The sequence below is a fragment of the Rhizomicrobium sp. genome, from assembly GCA_037200045.1.
In the GTDB taxonomy this organism is placed as follows: Bacteria; Pseudomonadota; Alphaproteobacteria; order Micropepsales; family Micropepsaceae; genus Rhizomicrobium.
The window spans coordinates 227,119-245,114 of sequence record JBBCHM010000002.1 but is presented as its reverse complement, the minus strand read 5'-3'; the positions used below and the strand labels follow the sequence as shown (position 1 = coordinate 245,114).

Below are 17,996 nucleotides of genomic sequence, written 5' to 3'. Positions count from 1 at the left end.
TCATGCTCATCGATTGGTTCACCGTCGGGGCACAGGCGCTCAACTTCATCATCCTGGTGTGGCTGCTGAAGCGCTATCTCTACAAGCCGATCCTCAACGCCGTCGACGCGCGGGAGAAGCGGATCGCCGCGGAGCTCGCGGACGCCGATGCGAAAAAAGCGGAAGCCAAAAAGGAGCGCGACGAATTCCACCAGAAGAACGAGACCTTCGATCGACAGCGCGCTGCGCTATTGAGCAAGGCGACGCAGGAGGCTGGTGCCGAACGTCAGCGCCTACTCGACGAGGCGCGCAAGGCGGCGGACGACTTGAGCGCCAAGCGGGCGGAGGCGCTGCGAAGCGAGGCTGCCAATCTCAATCAAGCCATTCTCCAGCGCACGCAACAGGAAGTGTTCGCCATTGCGCGGAAGGCGCTGATGGACCTGGCCGGCGCAAGCCTGGAAGAACGCATGTGCGACGCGTTCTTAGACCGGCTGCGCAAGATGGATGTAAATTCGAAGGCAAATCTTGCGAAGGCTCTCACGACCGCGTCCGAGCCGGCTGTCGTCCGTAGCGCGTTCGATCTGCCGCAGGCGCAGCACGCCGCCATCCAAAAGGCGCTCAACGAGACGTTTCCGGTGGACATCCATGTCCGGTTCGAAACCGCGCCAAACTTGGTCAGCGGCATTGAGGTCGTCTCGAATGGACAGAAATTCGCTTGGAGCATCGCCGACTATCTTGGCGCCCTGGATAAGGGCGTTGGCGACCTTCTGAAGAAGAAGGAGGCGCCGCCGGCGAAAGCTGAGGCTGTTCCAGACGCGAAGGCTGCACCCAAGCCCGATGAGTCCAAGTCCGGACTGAAGACCCCATGAGCACGCAGCCTGAAAGCCTTCGAGACATCTTCGATAAGGCCTTCGCAGGATTGCGCGAGGGGCGCGAAGCCTTCGCCCCACAACTCGTGCCGCGCGAGATCGGCACGGTCACCAGCATCGCCACCGGCATCGCCAAGGTGTCCGGTCTGCCCGATGCGGGATTCGAAGAGTTGCTGACGTTTCCGGGCAATGTGCTCGGCATCGCGTTCAATGTGGACGAGACCGAGATCGGTGTCGTTCTGCTTGGTGACTATTGGCATCTGCACGCGGGCGACGAGGTCGCGCGCACCGGCCGGGTCATGGATGTCATCGTGGGAGACGGGCTACTGGGGCGGGTCATCGACCCGCTGGGACGGCCACTCGACGGCAACGGGCCGGTGGCGTCCAGCGGCCGCCTCCCGATCGAACGCCCGGCACCCCGCATCATGGATCGAGCGCCGGTTACCGTGCCGCTCCAGACCGGGCTCAAGGTCATCGACGCCCTTGTTCCCGTCGGGCGCGGTCAGCGCGAATTGATCCTGGGCGACAGGCAGACGGGCAAGACGGCCATCGCGGTCGACACAATTCTCAACCAGCGCGACCAGAACGTGTTGTGCGTTTATTGCGCCATCGGCCAGCGTGCCTCCGCCGTCGCGAAGACCGTGGCGGCACTGCGGGAAAAGGGGGCGATGGACTACACGGTGGTCGTCGTCACGGAGGGAAACGATCCGCCTGGTCTCGCCTTTATCGCGCCTTACGCCGCGACCAGCATCGCGGAACATTTCATGGAAGCGGGCCGTGACGTTCTGATCGTCTACGATGATCTCACCCATCACGCCCGAGCCTATCGCGAGCTGTCGCTGCTTCTGCGCCGCCCGCCCGGACGCGAGGCGTTCCCGGGCGACATCTTCTATATCCATTCGCGCATGCTCGAACGCTCGACGCATCTGCGCAAGGACCTCGGCGGCGGCTCCCTCACGGCACTGCCCATCATCGAGACCGAAGCACAGGACATTTCCGCCTACATTCCGACCAACCTGATTTCCATCACGGATGGGCAGATATATCTCTCGCCGTCCATGTTCGAATTGGGCGTGTTGCCGGCGGTTGACGTCGGAAAGTCCGTTTCGCGCGTCGGCGGCAAGGCACAGCGCGCGGCGTATCGTGCCGTGGCCGGCGACCTCAAGCTGGACTATGCCCAGTTCGAGGAACTCGAAACCTTTGCCCGCTTCGGTGCGCGCTTGGACGCGGCGACAACCAAAACCATCGCGCACGGACGGCGCATTCGCGCTTGCTTGAAGCAGCCGGAATTCTCGCCGGTCTCCGTACCTGCCCAGATCACGGTTTTGCTGGCGTTGACGGCCGGGCTCTTCGATAGCGTGGCGCTCGATCAAATGACGGCTGCAGAGAATGCCGTGCAGACGGCCGCGGCGAACATTCCGCCGGAGGTGCGCGCGCGATTTGAGAAGGCCGACACGTTGAGCGACGAGGATCGCAAGGCGATCGTCGAAATCGCCCGCCAGGCACTCATTCCTTTCCAGCCGAAGCCGGACTCCGGAACTCAAGCCCGACCGAAGCCGAAAACCGAGCCGCAGGCCGATTCTGAATTGAAGCTGGCCGCACCACCAGCGAAAGAAGAGAAGACCTCATGAGCGATTCGACGGCGAGCCTGCGCCGAAAGATCGGGAGTGCGGAGGATCTCCAGTCCGTGGTTCGCACGATGAAGGCGATGGCCGCTTCAAGTATCGGGCAATACGAGAAATCCGTGCGTGCTCTGGGCGACTATTATCGGACCGTCGAGCTTGGGCTCGGCGCCTGCCTTCGCGAGATTGAGCATGGTCGCCCGGTGGTAGAGCGAAACGCGCCGACCCGTGCGAAAGCGGTGAGCGCAATTGTCTTTGGCTCCGACCAGGGTCTGGTCGGGCGGTTCAACGACGAGGTCGCCGATTATACGATCAAGACGCTTGGGACCCATCCGGGCAAAGCTAAGGTCTGGGCGGTCGGCGAGCGTGTGCGCTCGCGCTTGGCTGACGCCGGCGTACAATTGGCCGGGCTCTTCGCGGTGCCGAATTCCGTGCAGGCCATCACGCCGCTCGTCGGCCAGATCCAGATGCAAAGCGAAGCGCATCGGGACGATGCAGGCGAGGCACCCCTCTGGGTGTTCCACAATCGTCCGTTGTCGGGCTCGCAGTACGAGCCCACTGGTCGGCGCCTGCTGCCGCTCGACGCACAGTGGCGGCAGGACATGGTCAAAATTTATTGGCCGACGGACAACCTTCCCGAGGTCATGGGCGCCGCCGCCGCGACGTTGCGCGCGCTCATTCGCGAGTATCTCTTTATTTCGCTTTTCCGTGCCTGCGCCGAATCCCTGGCGAGCGAGAACGCCAGCCGTCTGGCGGCCATGGAGCGCGCCGACAAGAACATCAACGAACTCCTGGAACAGCTGCACGGCACCTTCCACCGGCTGCGCCAGGCCGGCATCGACGAAGAGCTTTTCGATGTTGTCTCCGGCTTCGAGGCGCTGGTCGGATCGCCGGAGCAGTGACAGCGCCCGGAGCTATATTGGTGCCTGCGGTCGAGGAAAGAAGCGAGATGAAAATACACTCAAACGATTTTCGCGTGCGCGAGGGAGACGACGTCGATCTCAAGAAATGGCCGACAAAAGTCGCGCCGGTTTACAAATCGAAGGATCGGTACAAGGAGCTTCTTGAGGAACACGTCGCGCAATTGAGTTCTCAGCAACAGCTTCTCTATGCAGACAACCGTCATGCCGTCCTGCTGATCTTCCAGGCGATGGATGCGGCTGGGAAGGACGGTGCCATCCGGCACGTGATGTCAGGCGTCAACCCGCAAGGCTGTCAGGTATTCAGCTTCAAGCATCCCAGCGCTGCCGAACTCGAACACGATTTTCTCTGGCGCACCACGCGCGATCTGCCGGAGCGGGGGAAGATCGGCATCTTCAATCGGTCCTACTACGAGGAAGTTCTGATCGTGCGCGTGCATCCGGATATTTTCCGGAGTGAAGGACTTCCGGATGCCTTGCACGAAGAGAAAAAGGTCTGGCACGACCGATATCGCTCCATTGTGGATATGGAGAAGCATCTTCGCGCCAACGGCACGCGCATCGTCAAATTCTTCCTTCACCTCTCGAAGGACGAGCAGCGGAAGCGCTTTCTGGCGCGGATCGACGAGCCGGAGAAGAACTGGAAATTCAGCCTTGCGGACATCGAAGAGCGGAAATTCTGGAAACACTATATGAAGGCCTATGAAGAGTGTATGGCTGCGGCGAGCACGACCCACTCTCCTTGGTACGTCGTGCCGGCCGACGACAAGGAAAACGCGCGTTTGATCGTTTCCCAAATTGTGCTCGATACATTTGACGACCTCAAAATGTCTTATCCAAAGACGACTGGCGCGCGACGCAAGGAACTGATGGCGATTGGCAAGCGGCTCGCGAAATGAAACTTTGACTGCATTTTGCAGGAGAACCAAAGGGCTGGCAGGACAACGACAGCAACTTCGACACTCTCGGCCGTGAACGGGCTTGCCTCCTGGCTGAATCACCGCGTGAAGCCGCGCGCGCAGCTGTCTCGAATCGCAAGGATGCGGGCGGGGACCGGATGCCCCGCGCCCGCACCGCCGCCCCTCGACAAATCGGTGCTCGGGAGGTTTTGCGCTATAGTGGCAAGGTCGGCTCTGACTGTAGTCAGAGGCTCCGGCGAATTTCCGGTCGGCAAAGCGTCTTTTTACGAGTCGGGCCCCGCAAATGTCTTATCTGATCCGATCATCGGCTCCGTCGCGGCTACCGGAAATCCGGGCGCGACTGATCGATCGTACGCGCGATGTGCCGTCCGAGATCGAGAACCTCCTGTCACGCAAGGAGCAGGTCGAATTTCGCAAGATCGCGACAGTTCTCGATTATCAGCGTCCGGGGAGCACGGTTTTCGCGGAAGGGGAGGACGCGCACTTTGTGTATTCGGTTGCCGCCGGTGTGGTGCGGATCAGTCGGCATTCGGATGGTGGGCGGCGGCAGGTTCTGGCCCTGATGCTGCCGGGCGATCTGTTCGGATTGCCGGACGCGGGAATCTACGTGAACTCGGCGGAGGTGACTTGTCCCTCGACGCTGTACCGGGTGCCATGGGCGGAGTTGCGCAAGCTCATGGCGCGCGAGCCGGCCATGCAGCTCAGTGTGCTCAACAAGGTCGCGTTCGATCTGCGCGAGGCGCAGAGGCGAATCATGGTTTTGGGCCAGCAGAACACCTTTCAGCGCTTGGCATCCCTTCTGCTGGATTTTGCGCAGCACCCGGCGTTTTTCGACAAGGCGCATGCCCAAGTAACCCTGCCTCTCACCCGGTTCGATATCGCCGATTACCTTGGTACGGCGCCCGAGACGGTTGCCCGCGGATTTCTGCGGCTGGAGCGTGAAGGATTTGTACGTCGGGTAACATCGCGCATGATTCAAGTCCGCGATATGGACGGCTTGCGGCGCCTTCGAACGGAAAAACGCCGCACGGATTCGTGAATCTCGACTCCGAGTGGACAGACTGCTGCGGCCTGGACATTCGGCAAAGGACGGCGAGCCTCAGAGCAGCGCGTCGGCATCCGCGTAAGGTTTGATGCTTTCGGCCACGGAATCGGCGACATGCTCCTTGGTAATCAGGCCGGTAACGTTGTTGGTCCGCGGAATTCCTTCCGCATCGACGACGACGGCCATGATTGCGTTCCTGCGCCACATGCGCCCAATGACGTTGAACATGATGTCTTCGCCGCGTGCGATCGTGAAGTTCGGGCTGGCCACATCCCCGAGTGCCACACCGGTGTAGGATCCTTCGAGGCCGCGACGCAGGGCCGTGTTCACCCGCAGCACGCCCGAGATCTTGTCGTCCCGCGTGACGACGACGTGACGCATCCGGCCTTCATGCTCGGGCAGCTTGAGAAAATCGTCGAACGCCATGCTGTGCGGCAGCACCAGGATATCCCGATCCATGACATCGACGGCGCGGCGCACCAGGAACATGTTGGCGTGCAGCGCTTTGGGAATGAAGTGCCGCCGGGCGAGCAACTTGATCGTATAGATATTTTCTCGGGACAGAACGCGTCGACAGCCGATGCTGATCGCAACCGCGATGATCATCGGCATGACGATGCCGTAATCCAGCGTCATTTCGAAGATCATGGTGACGGCCGTCATCGCGGCGCCAGTCCCGCCGCCGACCATCGCGGCCATGCCGACCATCGCGAAGGCCGGCACGCTGATGTCGGCGGACGGGAACAGAAGATGGCAGACCGCGCCGAATGCACCGCCGAGCGTCGCGCCCATATACAGCGAGGGCGAGAATATTCCACCTGACGATCCCGAGCCGAGACTCAGCGAAGTCGCTACCAGCTTGGACACCGAAAGCAGCGCAAGGAACGGCGCCGCGGCGAGCCCGCCCAGCAGGACTGCCTGTATCGTGGAATAGCCGACGCCGTCGATCTGGTAGTGGCCGGAAAAGCGAAGATAAGCATACATCATGGTGCCCACGATGGTCATGCCCACCGCGTGGCGCAGATAGGGATTCTTGATGCGATCGAACTGATCTTCGGCGAAATGCAGGCCCCGAATGAAGCCTGCAGCCGCGACTCCGGTAAGGACGCCGAGAATGCCGTAGAGCACGAGAATGTATATGGCGGATGGATGCACAGACAATGAGCCGACCGGAGGCACATCGAACGCAGGCCGGGGACCGAAGAATATCCGCCCGATGAACGTTGCCGTTCCGGTCGCAAGCGCAACGGGCAAAAACGTGCGCGTGCTGACCTCGGGCATCATGAGTTCGATGGCGAAGATCACCCCGCCGATCGGCGTGTTGAACGTGGCGGCGATGCCCGCACCGGCGCCGGCCGCGACGAGCGTGATGCGCTGCCAGGATTGCAAGCGGATGAGCTGGCCGATGCTCGATCCGAGCGAAGCGCCGATTTGGATGATCGGGCCTTCGCGTCCGACAGCCGAACCGCTTCCGATCGCAAGCGCCGAGGCGAGGGATTTCACGGCCGCAACAACCGGCCTGATGCGGCCTTCCTTGTAGAAGATCGCGTCCATCACCTCCGGCACACCATGGCCGCGCGCTTCGGGTGCAAATGTCCGCACGAGGAAGACGACCGCGAGGCCGCCGACTACGGGAACGAGAATCACGAACGCGCCCCATGGCGAGGCCGGTGTGTAGACGTTGGCGTCATACACGGTCGAGATCTGGCCGAAGAAAAATAGGTTATGCACGAGGGCGATCAGTCCGCGAAACAGGATTGCGCCGAATCCCGTCACTGCGCCGACCAGAACGGCGATGACCGAAAAACGAAGAGGTTCACCGAACGCTCGGTAGAATCGGTAGTGTCCATGTCGGGCTGTTTCTGAAGGAAGTTGAAGGGGCCTATGACGCTCGGTCGTGCCACAGCTCAGCCCAGTGGACAACACTTCGTGGTGCGGATTGTCAGCGCAACTCGGCCATTAATTCAGAGTAACTCTGACTATAGTCAGAGCATGTGCTGACAACAGAGTGATCTAACGCACCACGCAAGCGATACTCAACCTACCACAACACGCGGGGAACGTGCGGTGATCCATACCTCGAGGTATTTGCGATTTGCAGCGGTTGCCGCGGTTCTTGCCCTGACCGCTTGCGCCACAAAGCCCGCGGAGTCGCCGCAGGCTGCATCGCAACCCGCTCCTAACCCAAAGGTTGCGGAGTCGACCATACTTCCCGGAAGCGTCAGGGACTTCACGGTCAATGTCGGCGACACGGTTCATTTCGACTACAATCGCTATTCGGTCAGGGATGCCGACCGCGAGATTTGCAGCGTCAGGCAGCCTGGCTGCTGAAGTATCCCAGCGTGCACGTGACTATTGAGGGAAATTGCGACGAGCGCGGCACGCGTGACTACAACCTTGCGCTGGGCGCGCGGCGAGCCGAAGCCGTAAAGGACTTTCTCGGCAGTCTGGGCGTTCCGTTCGCGCGGATGACGACGGTGTCCTACGGCAAGGAGCGTCCCGTCTGCACGCAATCCGACGAGAATTGTTGGGCGCAGAATCGCCGGGGCGTAACCGCGATCACGGGCGGTGCGGCCACCTCGTAATGGCCGGCGCCAGGCGCGGCAAAGCTGCCCGCGACCTGCGGCCGCGCGCGTCCTCGCATCGGATGCCCCCTCGACGCGTCCGCCGTGACCTCGTTCCTCTGCCGCTCGGCCTTATCGGAAGGCTTGCCGGGTCTTCGGCGGGCTAGATAGAACAGGATGAGGCCAGCAGCGAGAACGCCGACGCCGCCTTCGACGAAATGGCCCGTTGCGAGCTGGACAGCGTCGCCGAGTCCGTTCGCCGCGAAGATCGCGACCGCCAGCCACCATCCCCCGACTCGGCGCTGAAAGCATCCGATGCTGGCTCACGCCATGGCGATGGCAAGCATCAGGAATCCCGGCCCGAACAGGGTGCGATACGGCATGAGCAGGCCTCGGCGTGCCGGATAGAGCCGCCAAATCACCTCCGCTCCCGTGCCGGGAAACAGCAATGCAAGCCCGGCGCCGACCAGGATGCAGGTTGCCAGCGCAAAGAAGATCGCAATCAGAAATACACCAGCGGGTCTCGCCGTCATCGCGCTTCTCTATCGGTCCGGCCGCCGCAACAGGCGCGTGAGCGGCGTGAAGGTCAGGCCTTGCGCGGTGATCGAGAAAGCGACCACGGCATAGGTGACAGCCAGAATCAGTGCGCGTTCGGGGCCTTGAGGCAGAGAGAGCGCCAGCGCGAGCGAAAGCGCGCCGTGAAGGCCGCCCCAGCCCAATATCAGTGTCGCGCCTCGCTCGGCGTGGCGCATGCGGAAATATGCCCCCCCCCCCCCCCCCCCCCCCCACGGCAGCACGACCGCAAAGCGCGAGATGATCACCAGCACCACCACGGCGGCGATCAAACCGAATTGGCCCGCGTAGAACGGAACGGTCAGCATCTTCACGCCCAGCAGCAGAAACAGCAGCGCATTGCGAATCTCGTCAATCAGCGTCCACAGACCTTTGACATAACCTTCGGTTTCGCCCGCCATCGCGCGCTTGGCGCGTTCGCCACCGAACATCATGCCGGCGCCGACAACGGCGATAGCGCCACTCAGATGCAGAGCCAGCGCAGCGGCATAGATCGCCATCGCCAGTGCGATCGTCATGCTTACCTCCACCGCAAATTCGTCCATCGTGCCCATGGCGCGAATGGTGAGCATCGCGGCCACCACGCCGAACGCCAGGCCGCCGGCAGCCTGAATGGCAACGTCGGCAATCGCATGCAGCGGACTTGAGTCGCCGATGCCCGTGGCGAACGCCAGAAGCGCCGTGAACACCACGATGCCCACGCCGTCATTGAACAGCGCCTCGCCCTGCAGAATGACCTGCAGGGTCTTCGACAGCTTGCCGTGCTTCACGGTCGCGAGGACGGCCACGGGATCTGTCGGACTGATCAACGCGCCGAAAACAAGCGCCCATGGCAGAGACAGGTCGATCCGCAGGAAGCGGGCGATGAGCCAGGTGCCCACGCCGACGATGAGGACCGATCCGGCGACGCCAAGCGTCGCGAGTGCGTCGATGGAAAGCCAGCGCCGGCGCATCTCGCCGAGGTCGACCTGCATGGCTCCCGCAAACAGCAGGAAGGGCAGCATGATGCCCACGACGGTGGTGACGAAATCGATCCGCGACACGGTGCCGATGATGCCGTCAACGAAGCCCCCCCCGAATGTCGTGTGGCGCAGTGCAACCAGCAACAGCGCCACGACGATGCCAAGGCACAGCATTGCGACGCCGTGGGGCATACGAAGCGTTTTGACGTTCAGCCATCCCACAACGGCAACGAGGGTCATGAGCAGAGCGGTCAGTTCGAACGGTGTCATGCATCAATGCCGTTGGTGGCTGTATCGATCATTCAGCCATCTTTACGACGCCAAGCGCGGACCGCGCCAGAGTAGGAAGAATATCGCCGTGTTTACGGCAAAGCCGAGATTCCAGAGCGAGGTTCGCAGAGTTGGCCGATTGCCCAGATGAGCCGGGACGAAGACGAGACGCACGGCAACAAAGTTGACGCTTGCGCACCACGGGAAAGAGGACTGAGAACAAATGGGAACGAGTGGCACGCAAGTGTAACGCAACAGGGGCAATAACCCGCCTTTTTCAGCCTAGTCCGGCACACGTCAGCTAGTCTAAACCATTGAAATTATTGAGTGAACCCTCCGTTGACATGGTTTGGATCGCTCGGAGTCGCCGCTTTCAAATCTAGGCAGCAATTCGATAGATGTTCGTCGGCTTTTCCACGAAATCCGCCCACCACTGAAGCATGCGGCGACGGTGGGCGAGGTAGATGGCCGCGTTATATGCGCCTCGCACTTTGTCATCGTCGGCATGCGCAAGCTGCGTCTCAATCCAGTCAGGCTCGAATTTTCCGCTCTCGTTCAATATCGTTGAGGCACAACGGCGCAGCCCATGAGTGGTCTGTCGGCTGTGATAACCCATCCGGTAGAGGCCATAGAGCATGGTGTTCTCGCTGATGACACCCGTCGTGGTGTTCGCAGGAAATAGGTATCGGCTATCGGGCGACATTTCCCGCAACCGATTGATGATTGTCACTGCTTGACGAGGCAGCGGCACAAGATGCTCCCGGCTCATTTTCAAACGCTCCGGGCTGAGGCGCAAAAGAGGATCTAAACAGTCAAGGTTTTCAAACTCATCGATCCGCGCGAACCGTGTCTCCTGGGTCCGTACCATGGTGACTAGCGTGAAATGCAAGGCAAGCTTGGTCAGCTCATCCCGTCGTAGGCATGCATCCGTGCCACAAGCGTGGGAAATTCCGAAGGCGGAACTGCGGCCCTATGCTTTTTGGGCCGAGGCTTTCTTAGCGCACGGCGAATATCGGCCGCCGGATCGCGGCGGCACTTTCCCTCGGCAATGCCATACATGCAGACTTCGCTGCAATAGTTCTTGATCCGCTTGGCCATCTCTATAGCGCCGCGCGCTTCGACCTTGCGAATTACTTCCAGCAGCCGAGGCGGCTCGATGCTGTCGATATCGTCTTTGCCGAGATGCGGGAAGATGTCGGCTTCGAGGCGACCCAGAACCAACCGAGCATAGCGAGGCGTCCAGGCGGTCGTTGCACCTGCATGCCAGTTTCGGGCGATGGTCTCGAACGCATTCGCGATCGCGAGTGCCTCCGCCTTATCGGCTGTGGCAGGATCCTCGCCGTCGGCTAAGCGTTTGCGGGCGTTGTCGCGTCGCTCTCGCGCCGTCGCCAATTCGACGTCGGGCCATTTTCCCATGGCCAACGTCTTGCGCTTCTCGTCATGGCGGTAATCGAACCGCCAGAGCTTCCCGCCGCTGGGAGTGACGATGAGGTAGAGGCCCTTTTCATCGGCAAGCTTGTAAGGCTTGGCTTTGGATTTTGCGCTTTTCACGCCGAGTGCGGTAAGTGGCATTTGACGGTATCCAGTTCCCTGCCGTCGCCGCAGATACCGTCAAATATACCGTCACGCATGCCGCGTAGAGCAGGGTATCCTTGGCGAAGGTGGAGTAGGATATTTAGCTGTTTCAGTGGTTTGCCAAGTCCTCCGAGGGCCCTAGCGCAGCTTCGGATAGACATTGGCTGGGGGACTAGGATTCGAACCTAGACAGGCAGAGTCAGAGTCTGCAGTCCTACCGTTAGACGATCCCCCAACGGCGCGGTCCCTTTAGCGGAGGGGCCGGGCGCTGGCAAGGTTCCAGGTTCCTGCCCCGTTCGGTCCCGCCGCGTCCCGGCACGGCGTCTTCGCGCCGGGCCGAAAGTGTCGCTATGCTCGCCCGACGGTTCGCCCTGAAAGCCTGGCGGAACCGGGAGGGAGGGATTTGCTTGCCCGAGGGGACGCGCGATGCGCGCAAGGGGCGCGGCGGCGGCAGACCGCCGCCGCTGGTGGCGGCTCTCGATCTCGGCACCAACAATTGCCGGCTCTTGGTGGCGCGCGCGACGCGGCGCGGCGAGCTGCGCGTGGTGGACTCCTTCTCCCGCATCGTGCGGCTGGGCGAAGGCGTGGCGCGGAGCGGCCTTCTCTCGGAAGCCGCCATGGCGCGCACCATCGAGGCGCTCAAGATCTGCGCCGGACGGATCGCCTCGAACAAGGTCAGCCGCGTCCGCGCGGTCGCGACCGAGGCCTGCCGGCGCGCCGCCAACGCCTCCGATCTCGTCGCGCGGGCGCGCGCCGAGAGCGGCATCGCGCTCGAGATCATCTCCTCGGACGAGGAGGCCCGGCTGGCGGCGATCGGCTGCGCCCCCCTGATCGACGGCGCGAGCGAAGGCGGCCTCGTGTTCGACATCGGCGGCGGCTCGACGGAAATCATCTGGATGCGGCGCGACGGGCCGGCGCCACCGCGCGTCGTGGCATCGGCGTCCCAGCCGCTCGGCGTCGTCACGCTCGCGGAAAGCTGGACCAGGGGACCGCTCGACTACGAAGGCTATGTCCGCATGCGCGACGAATTGATCGAGCATCTGCGCCCCGTGCGGGCGGCGATGGATGCGATCGCGCCGTTCGACGCGGCGACGCATCATCTGCTCGGCACCTCCGGCACCGTGACGACGCTGGCCGCGGTGGCGCTCGGCCTTCCGCGCTACGAGCGCGCGCGGGTCGATGCGAGCTGGCACGCCTGCCGCGACATCGGCGCCGTCATCGACCGGCTCGCCGGCCTCGACCTCAAGGTCCGCGCCGCCATCGGCTGCATCGGCCGCGACCGGGCCGACCTGATCGTGCCGGGTTGCGCTATCTTCGCCGCGATCCAAGCGCTGTGGCCCTGCGAGCGCCTGCGCGTCGCCGATCGCGGCTTGCGCGAAGGCATGCTGCGGGAGTTGATGGGAAGGCGATGACCAAGCAACCTTCCGGCCGCGGCCAGGTGCGCGCCAAGATCAAGAACCGCAAGGACCGCACCGTCTCCTCCACGCGCTGGCTGGAGCGGCAGCTCAACGACCCTTACGTCCATGCCGCGAAGGCGAAGGGCTTTCGCAGCCGCGCCGCTTTCAAGATCGTCGAGCTCGACGACAAATACCGCTTCCTCAAGAAGGGCGCCCGCGTGCTCGACCTGGGCGCCGCGCCAGGCGGCTGGAGCCAGATCGCGGCGGAGCGGGTCGGGCCGCCCGGCCGCGTCGTCGCGATGGACATCCTGGAGATGGAGCCGATCGACCGGGTGACGTTCTTCCAGGCGGATATGCTTGATGCGGATACGCCGGCGATCCTGATCGAGGCGCTGGGCGGGCCGGCCGATGTCGTGCTCACCGACATGGCGGCGCCGACCACCGGCCATCGCGCCACCGATCACCTGCGCACCACCGCGCTGCTGGAAGCCGCGCTGGACATGGCTGAGGCCGTGCTGAAACCGGGCGGCACCTTCATCGGCAAAGCTTTCCAGGGTGGCGCCGCGAGCCAATTGCTGCAGCGGCTGAAGAAGTCGTTCGCGACGGTGAAGCACGTCAAGCCGCCGGCCAGCCGCTCGGAATCCGTCGAGCTTTATCTGGTGGCGCAGGGCTTTCGCGGCGGCGCCTGAAAAACAAAAGCCCCGCCGTCGCCGGCGGGGCTTCCGTCATTTCGAATTCACCGTGCCGATTACGGCGCGGAGTGCAGCGAGATCGCGCCGATGCCGGCCGCGACGTTCAGGCCCTTGTTGCCTTCGACGCTGACGGGCTGCAGGGCGACCGACTTGTCGAGGCCGCCGACCAGCACATTGGCGCCGAGGCCGACGCCGACCGTGGCGGAGGCGGTGGCACCGGCATAGTCGCCCTCAAGGGCGCCGGGGCGGATGTCGGACGAGGGTGCGAACACGCCCCAGACCAGCACGCCGCCTTCGGTGTAGCCGATGTCGACGCCGAACTTGGAGATCGAGCCGGTGTAGTGCTCGCCATGGTCGCGATTGCCGCGGAAGGTGCAGTGCAGGTCCTTGGAGGAACCGAACACGAAGCCCCAGCCGCTGGCGACGTTGCAGGTCAGCGTGCCGACCTTGACGCCGTGGGGGGCGGCTTCGGCGGTGCCGGCAAAGGCAAGAGCGCCGGCGGCAATCGCGGCAGCACCCATGATCAGGCGAAATTTGTTCTGCATTTGGGGGAGTCTCCTATGTCGTTCGATGGAATAGCCCTTCGATAGGGCGAAGGGCATACCATGCCCGCCGCCCCATGAAACTCTCATTTTACAGAACAGTTCCATGCCGTTCGTGACGTTAATTTTAAGAAACTGCCGCAATCCAGCCTTTTTTCCGGACCTTGCCGAATCGGTGCCGCACTGCTAAAGGCTCGGCGCTCCAAAGCGATGGAGCGCGCACCCCATGACCATCCGCGAAGCGTTAACCTTCGACGATGTCTTGCTGGTGCCCGCGGCATCCGAAGTCCTTCCCGCCCAGGTCGATACCAGAACGCGGCTGACCAAGTCGGTCGAGCTCGGCATTCCCCTCATCTCCTCGGCGATGGACACGGTGACGGAAGCGGGCCTCGCGATCGCCATGGCCCAGGCCGGCGGCATCGGCGTCATCCATAAGAACCTCTCCATCGAGGAGCAGGCCGAGCATGTGCGCCGCGTGAAGCGGTTCGAGAGCGGCATGGTGGTCAATCCGGTGACCATCGCGCCCGACGCGACGCTGGCCGACGCGCTCGCGCTGATGGAGCGCTACCGAATCTCCGGCATCCCCGTCGTCGAAGGCGCCAACGGGCGCGGCGCGGGGCGCCTGGTCGGCATCCTGACCAACCGCGACGTGCGCTTCGCCAACGACCCGCGCGAGAAGGTCTCCGCGCTGATGACGAAGGACAAGCTCGTCACCGTGCGCGAGGGCGTCAAGCCGGATGAGGCCAAGCGCCTGCTGCACCAGCACCGCATCGAGAAGATTCTCGTCGTCGACGACGCCTATCGCTGCGTCGGGCTGATCACCGTCAAGGATATCGAGAAGGCGCAGAAATATCCCAACGCCTGCAAGGACGAACGCGGCCGCCTGCGCGTCGCGGCGGCGACCGGCGTCGGCGACGACGGCTATGCCCGCGCCCTGGCGCTGGTCGAGGCGGAATGCGACGTCATCGTGGTCGATACCGCGCACGGCCATTCCAAGGGCGTGCTCGACGCCATCACCCGCATCAAGAAGAAGTCGAACTACGTCCAGGTCGCCGCCGGCAACGTCGCCACTTCGGACGGCGCGCGCGCGCTGATCGATGCGGGCGCCGATTGCGTCAAGGTCGGCATCGGCCCCGGCTCGATCTGCACCACGCGCATCGTCGCCGGCGTCGGCGTGCCGCAGCTTACCGCGATCATGGATGCCGTCGAAGCGGCCCGTAAGGCCGGCGTTCCGGTGATCGCCGACGGCGGCATCAAATATTCCGGCGACCTTGCCAAGGCGATCGCCGCCGGCGCCGACGTCGCCATGGTCGGCTCGCTGCTCGCGGGCACCGAGGAAGCGCCGGGCGAGGTGTTCCTCTACCAGGGCCGCTCCTACAAGGGCTATCGCGGCATGGGCAGCATGGGCGCGATGGCGCGCGGCAGCGCTGACCGCTATTTCCAGGCGGAGGTCTCCGACACGCTCAAACTCGTGCCCGAAGGCGTCGAGGGCCAGGTGCCCTATAAGGGCCCGGTGTCCAACGTCGTGCACCAGATCATCGGCGGCCTGCGCGCCGCGATGGGCTATACCGGCTGCAAGGACATCGCGGACTTCCACAAGAAGGCGCAGTTCGTCCGCATCACCGGTGCCGGCCTGCGCGAAAGCCATGTCCATGACATCGTGGTCACGCGCGAGGCGCCGAACTATCCGGGTGGGCAGTAGATGGCACGGGCGCGAGGCGCCGGGGCGCCAGAAGCTTCAGGGCGCGCATGAAGGGCAGGGCCAAACCGCCGGCAAGCGTATGCGGCGCGTAGCGGTCGCCCTGGACGTCGGCGCCGAACCGCAGCGGCGTTCCGCGGGTGCCGGGCAGCACCAGCGTGCCGAACATCCAGTCCCAGATCGCCAGGCAGCTTCCGAGATTGCCGTTGAAATGCTCGGGCCGCGTCGAATGATGGATTTGATGATGGCCGGGCGACAGCACCAGCCGGCCCAGCCATCCCGAAAACCGCATGTCGATATGCGAATGCTGCAGATGGACAATCGCGAACACGAAGACGAGGAGGATCGCGTTGGTGCCCGACCATCCCCATTGCTGCGCGCCGGCGCCGAGAAGGTGGCGCGCGGCTCCGTCGGTCAAGCCGATCGCCAGCGCCAGGATGTCGGCGAAAATCAGGCTGTCGACGGGGTGCATGCGGAAAGTGGTGAGTGGCGAGAGCGTCTCGGCCGTGTGATGCACGCGGTGGAATTCCCACAGAAGCGGGACGCGGTGCTTGAGATAATGGTCGAGCCAATAGCCGAACTCGTAGGCGAGAAACAGCGCGACGGTCATCGCGCCGTCGCGCAGCAGCGCCGGTACATGGAATGGGATCGCGGTACCGAACGCGGTGTCGAACGACGCCTGCGCGGCGCGGCTGACCGCGGCATAGGAAATAAGACCCCAGCCGACCAGGCCGGCCGTGGCGAAGCTGTTGAGCAGGAAGAACCCCAGATCGGCGCGCATCGAGGCGCCGCGCCAGCGGCGCGGAAACAGCGCGCGCGCCAGAATGCGCAACGCCGGAAACTTCCGCCGGCCGCGCCGCAGCCGCAGGAAGGCCAGCGCGACCGCCAGCGCGGCGGCCAGGGACATTAGCGAGAATGTCGAGCCGGGCGCCAAAAGGATGTTGGACAACAAGCCGCCGATGCGCGCGAGGACGGGCGCGAACGCAACGGCGATGGCGGCACGGGGAGCCATCGGGTATTCTTGCCACCAGCGTGGTTGCTATCTCTTTAACTTGTCCCGGGACGGCACAGCGATGAAGGCCGCGGCGCGGCTCCAGGCTGCCATCGACATCCTCACTGCGCTTGAAAAGACCGATCAGCCGGCGGATCGCCTGATCCGCGACTATTTCCGCGCCCGACGTTATGCCGGATCGAAGGACCGCGCGGCGGTCGCGGAGCGGGTGTTTTCCATCCTGCGCCATCGCTTCTCGCTTGCCTGGACGATGCAGGATGAGACGCCGCGCGCGCTCGCGCTGGCGTCCGTCGTGCAGCAGGGCGACGACCCCGACCTGCTGTTCACCGGCGAGGCCTATGCCCCGGCATCCCTGACGGACGACGAACGCAAGCGGCTGAAGGCGCCGCGCGGCGAGCCGCCGCTCTATGCTGAAGGCGAGTTTCCGCAATTCCTCGAACCCGAATTGACCCGCGCCTTCGGCGACCGGGTTCTGCGCGAGATGGCGGGCCTGCAGACGCGCGCACCGATCGACCTGCGCGTGAACACGCTGCGGCGGGAGCGCGGCGAGGTGCTGAGCGCGCTTGTCGCGCAGGGCTTCGCCGCGGCGCCCACGCCCTTCGCGCCGCATGGCATCCGCATCGCATCGGGCGAAGCGTCGTCGAGCCTCGGCCGCGGCGCGATGTTCGAGAGCGGGGCGTTCGAATTCCAGGACGAGGCGGCGCAGATCGCGGCGCTGCTGGTCGGCGCGCGGCCGGGCCTGCGCATCCTCGATCTGGCGGCCGGCGCCGGCGGCAAGACGCTGGCGCTCGCCGCCGCGATGAAGAACCAGGGCGAGATCGTCGCGTGCGACGTCCGACAGCCGGCGCTGCAGGAGCTTGCCGCCCGCGCGACGCGTGCCGGCGCCAAGAACATCCGCACCCATCTGCTGGACGATCGCGCGCCGCTGGAGGGCAGGTTCGACGCCGTCCTGCTCGATGCGCCCTGCAGCGGATCGGGCACCTGGCGCCGCCAGCCCGAACTGCGCTGGAAGCTGACGCCGAAAGTGCTGGCGCAAAGAATCGCGCTTCAGGATGAATTGCTGGGCCGCGCCGCCGCCCTGGTGAAGCCGGGCGGCCAGCTGATCTACGCGACCTGCTCGATCCTGCCGTCCGAGAATCAGGACCGCATCGCCGCCTTCCGCGTGCGGCACCCCGCCTTCGCGCCGGTTTCGGCGGCGGCGATCTGGACGCGCGAGACGGCCGGCGAACCGCCGCCCGGCCTGGCGGAGGACTTCCGGGCTACCCCCTACACCACGGGCACCGACGGCTTCTACGCCGCCATTCTTATCCACAACGCTGCGCCCAAAGGCGCGCTGGACAAGGGAGAGGGCTGAA

At 63.9% G+C, this 17,996-nt stretch carries 17 protein-coding genes and 1 tRNA gene; 10 read left to right on the top strand and 8 right to left on the bottom strand.

The features are described from left to right. Positions 1-2: 2 nt before the first annotated feature. The 5 genes from WDM86_16530 to WDM86_16510 all read left to right on the top strand — a co-directional run bounded on the left by WDM86_16530 (position 3) and on the right by WDM86_16510 (position 5,349). Positions 3-848 (top strand): hypothetical protein, encoded by an 846-nt coding sequence (locus WDM86_16530; GenBank protein MEI9991637.1) that lies wholly within the window; start codon positions 3-5, stop codon positions 846-848. After that, positions 845-2,479, top strand: coding sequence for an alternate F1F0 ATPase, F1 subunit alpha (locus tag WDM86_16525; GenBank protein MEI9991636.1), 1,635 nt, complete (start codon positions 845-847; stop codon positions 2,477-2,479). Before WDM86_16530 ends, WDM86_16525 begins: the two co-directional genes overlap by 4 nt. Beyond that, complete coding sequence (locus WDM86_16520) at positions 2,476-3,372, top strand: F0F1 ATP synthase subunit gamma (protein MEI9991635.1); 897 nt, start codon at positions 2,476-2,478, stop codon at positions 3,370-3,372. Before WDM86_16525 ends, WDM86_16520 begins: the two co-directional genes overlap by 4 nt. 20 nt (positions 3,373-3,392) lie before the next feature. Next, positions 3,393-4,289 carry an ADP-polyphosphate phosphotransferase gene (locus tag WDM86_16515; GenBank protein MEI9991634.1) on the top strand — a complete coding sequence of 299 codons (897 nt, stop codon included), beginning with the start codon at positions 3,393-3,395 and terminating at the stop codon, positions 4,287-4,289. A 304-nt stretch (positions 4,290-4,593) separates the two neighbouring features. After that, positions 4,594-5,349, top strand: a complete 756-nt coding sequence (locus WDM86_16510) for a helix-turn-helix domain-containing protein (protein ID MEI9991633.1) — start codon at positions 4,594-4,596, stop codon at positions 5,347-5,349. 60 nt (positions 5,350-5,409) lie between these two features. Here the strand turns inward: WDM86_16510 and WDM86_16505 are convergent, their stop codons facing one another. Beyond that, the gene (locus WDM86_16505) at positions 5,410-7,131 is read right to left on the bottom strand and encodes a chloride channel protein (protein ID MEI9991632.1); all 1,722 of its coding nucleotides are present in this window, start codon (positions 7,129-7,131) and stop codon (positions 5,410-5,412) included. A 527-nt stretch (positions 7,132-7,658) separates the two neighbouring features. Between WDM86_16505 and WDM86_16500 the strand changes: the two genes are divergently transcribed. Then, positions 7,659-7,940: an OmpA family protein gene (locus WDM86_16500; protein ID MEI9991631.1), complete on the top strand. Its 282-nt coding sequence runs from the start codon at positions 7,659-7,661 to the stop codon at positions 7,938-7,940. A gap of 302 nt (positions 7,941-8,242) precedes the next feature. On the opposite strand, the gene WDM86_16495 is transcribed toward WDM86_16500, so the two are convergent. The 5 genes from WDM86_16495 to WDM86_16475 form a co-directional block, all read right to left on the bottom strand. Further along, positions 8,243-8,452 carry a hypothetical protein gene (locus tag WDM86_16495; GenBank protein ID MEI9991630.1) on the bottom strand — a complete coding sequence of 70 codons (210 nt, stop codon included), beginning with the start codon at positions 8,450-8,452 and terminating at the stop codon, positions 8,243-8,245. A 9-nt stretch (positions 8,453-8,461) separates the two neighbouring features. Next, on the bottom strand, positions 8,462-9,724 hold the full coding sequence (locus tag WDM86_16490; protein ID MEI9991629.1) for a sodium:proton antiporter: 1,263 nt from the start codon (positions 9,722-9,724) through the stop codon (positions 8,462-8,464). 379 nt (positions 9,725-10,103) lie between these two features. Then, positions 10,104-10,592: a site-specific integrase gene (locus WDM86_16485; GenBank protein MEI9991628.1), complete on the bottom strand. Its 489-nt coding sequence runs from the start codon at positions 10,590-10,592 to the stop codon at positions 10,104-10,106. Between the two features lie 32 nt (positions 10,593-10,624). After that, a complete protein-coding gene (locus WDM86_16480; protein ID MEI9991627.1) occupies positions 10,625-11,296 on the bottom strand; it encodes an integrase arm-type DNA-binding domain-containing protein in 672 nt (223 codons plus the stop codon). Between the two features lie 164 nt (positions 11,297-11,460). Next, positions 11,461-11,534: transfer RNA gene (locus WDM86_16475), tRNA-Gln, on the bottom strand. A 172-nt stretch (positions 11,535-11,706) separates the two neighbouring features. Between WDM86_16475 and WDM86_16470 the strand changes: the two genes are divergently transcribed. Then, positions 11,707-12,711, top strand: a complete 1,005-nt coding sequence (locus WDM86_16470; protein ID MEI9991626.1) for a Ppx/GppA phosphatase family protein — start codon at positions 11,707-11,709, stop codon at positions 12,709-12,711. Next, positions 12,708-13,385 carry an RlmE family RNA methyltransferase gene (locus WDM86_16465; GenBank protein MEI9991625.1) on the top strand — a complete coding sequence of 226 codons (678 nt, stop codon included), beginning with the start codon at positions 12,708-12,710 and terminating at the stop codon, positions 13,383-13,385. The genes WDM86_16470 and WDM86_16465 overlap by 4 nt, the downstream gene beginning before the upstream one ends. Before the next feature lie 59 nt (positions 13,386-13,444). On the opposite strand, the gene WDM86_16460 is transcribed toward WDM86_16465, so the two are convergent. After that, positions 13,445-13,933 carry a DUF992 domain-containing protein gene (locus WDM86_16460; protein ID MEI9991624.1) on the bottom strand — a complete coding sequence of 163 codons (489 nt, stop codon included), beginning with the start codon at positions 13,931-13,933 and terminating at the stop codon, positions 13,445-13,447. 223 nt (positions 13,934-14,156) lie between these two features. Here WDM86_16460 and guaB point away from each other — a divergent pair, with 223 nt between their 5' ends. Continuing rightward, positions 14,157-15,632, top strand: coding sequence for an IMP dehydrogenase (guaB, locus tag WDM86_16455; protein MEI9991623.1), 1,476 nt, complete (start codon positions 14,157-14,159; stop codon positions 15,630-15,632). Here the strand turns inward: guaB and WDM86_16450 are convergent. Next, entirely contained in the window at positions 15,595-16,641 is a 1,047-nt protein-coding gene (locus tag WDM86_16450) for a sterol desaturase family protein (protein ID MEI9991622.1), read from the bottom strand. The genes guaB and WDM86_16450 overlap by 38 nt on opposite strands. Before the next feature lie 61 nt (positions 16,642-16,702). On the opposite strand from WDM86_16450, the gene WDM86_16445 reads away from it, so the two are divergent. Next, on the top strand, positions 16,703-17,995 hold the full coding sequence (locus WDM86_16445; GenBank protein MEI9991621.1) for an RsmB/NOP family class I SAM-dependent RNA methyltransferase: 1,293 nt from the start codon (positions 16,703-16,705) through the stop codon (positions 17,993-17,995). The last annotated feature ends 1 nt before the right edge of the window (position 17,996 follow it).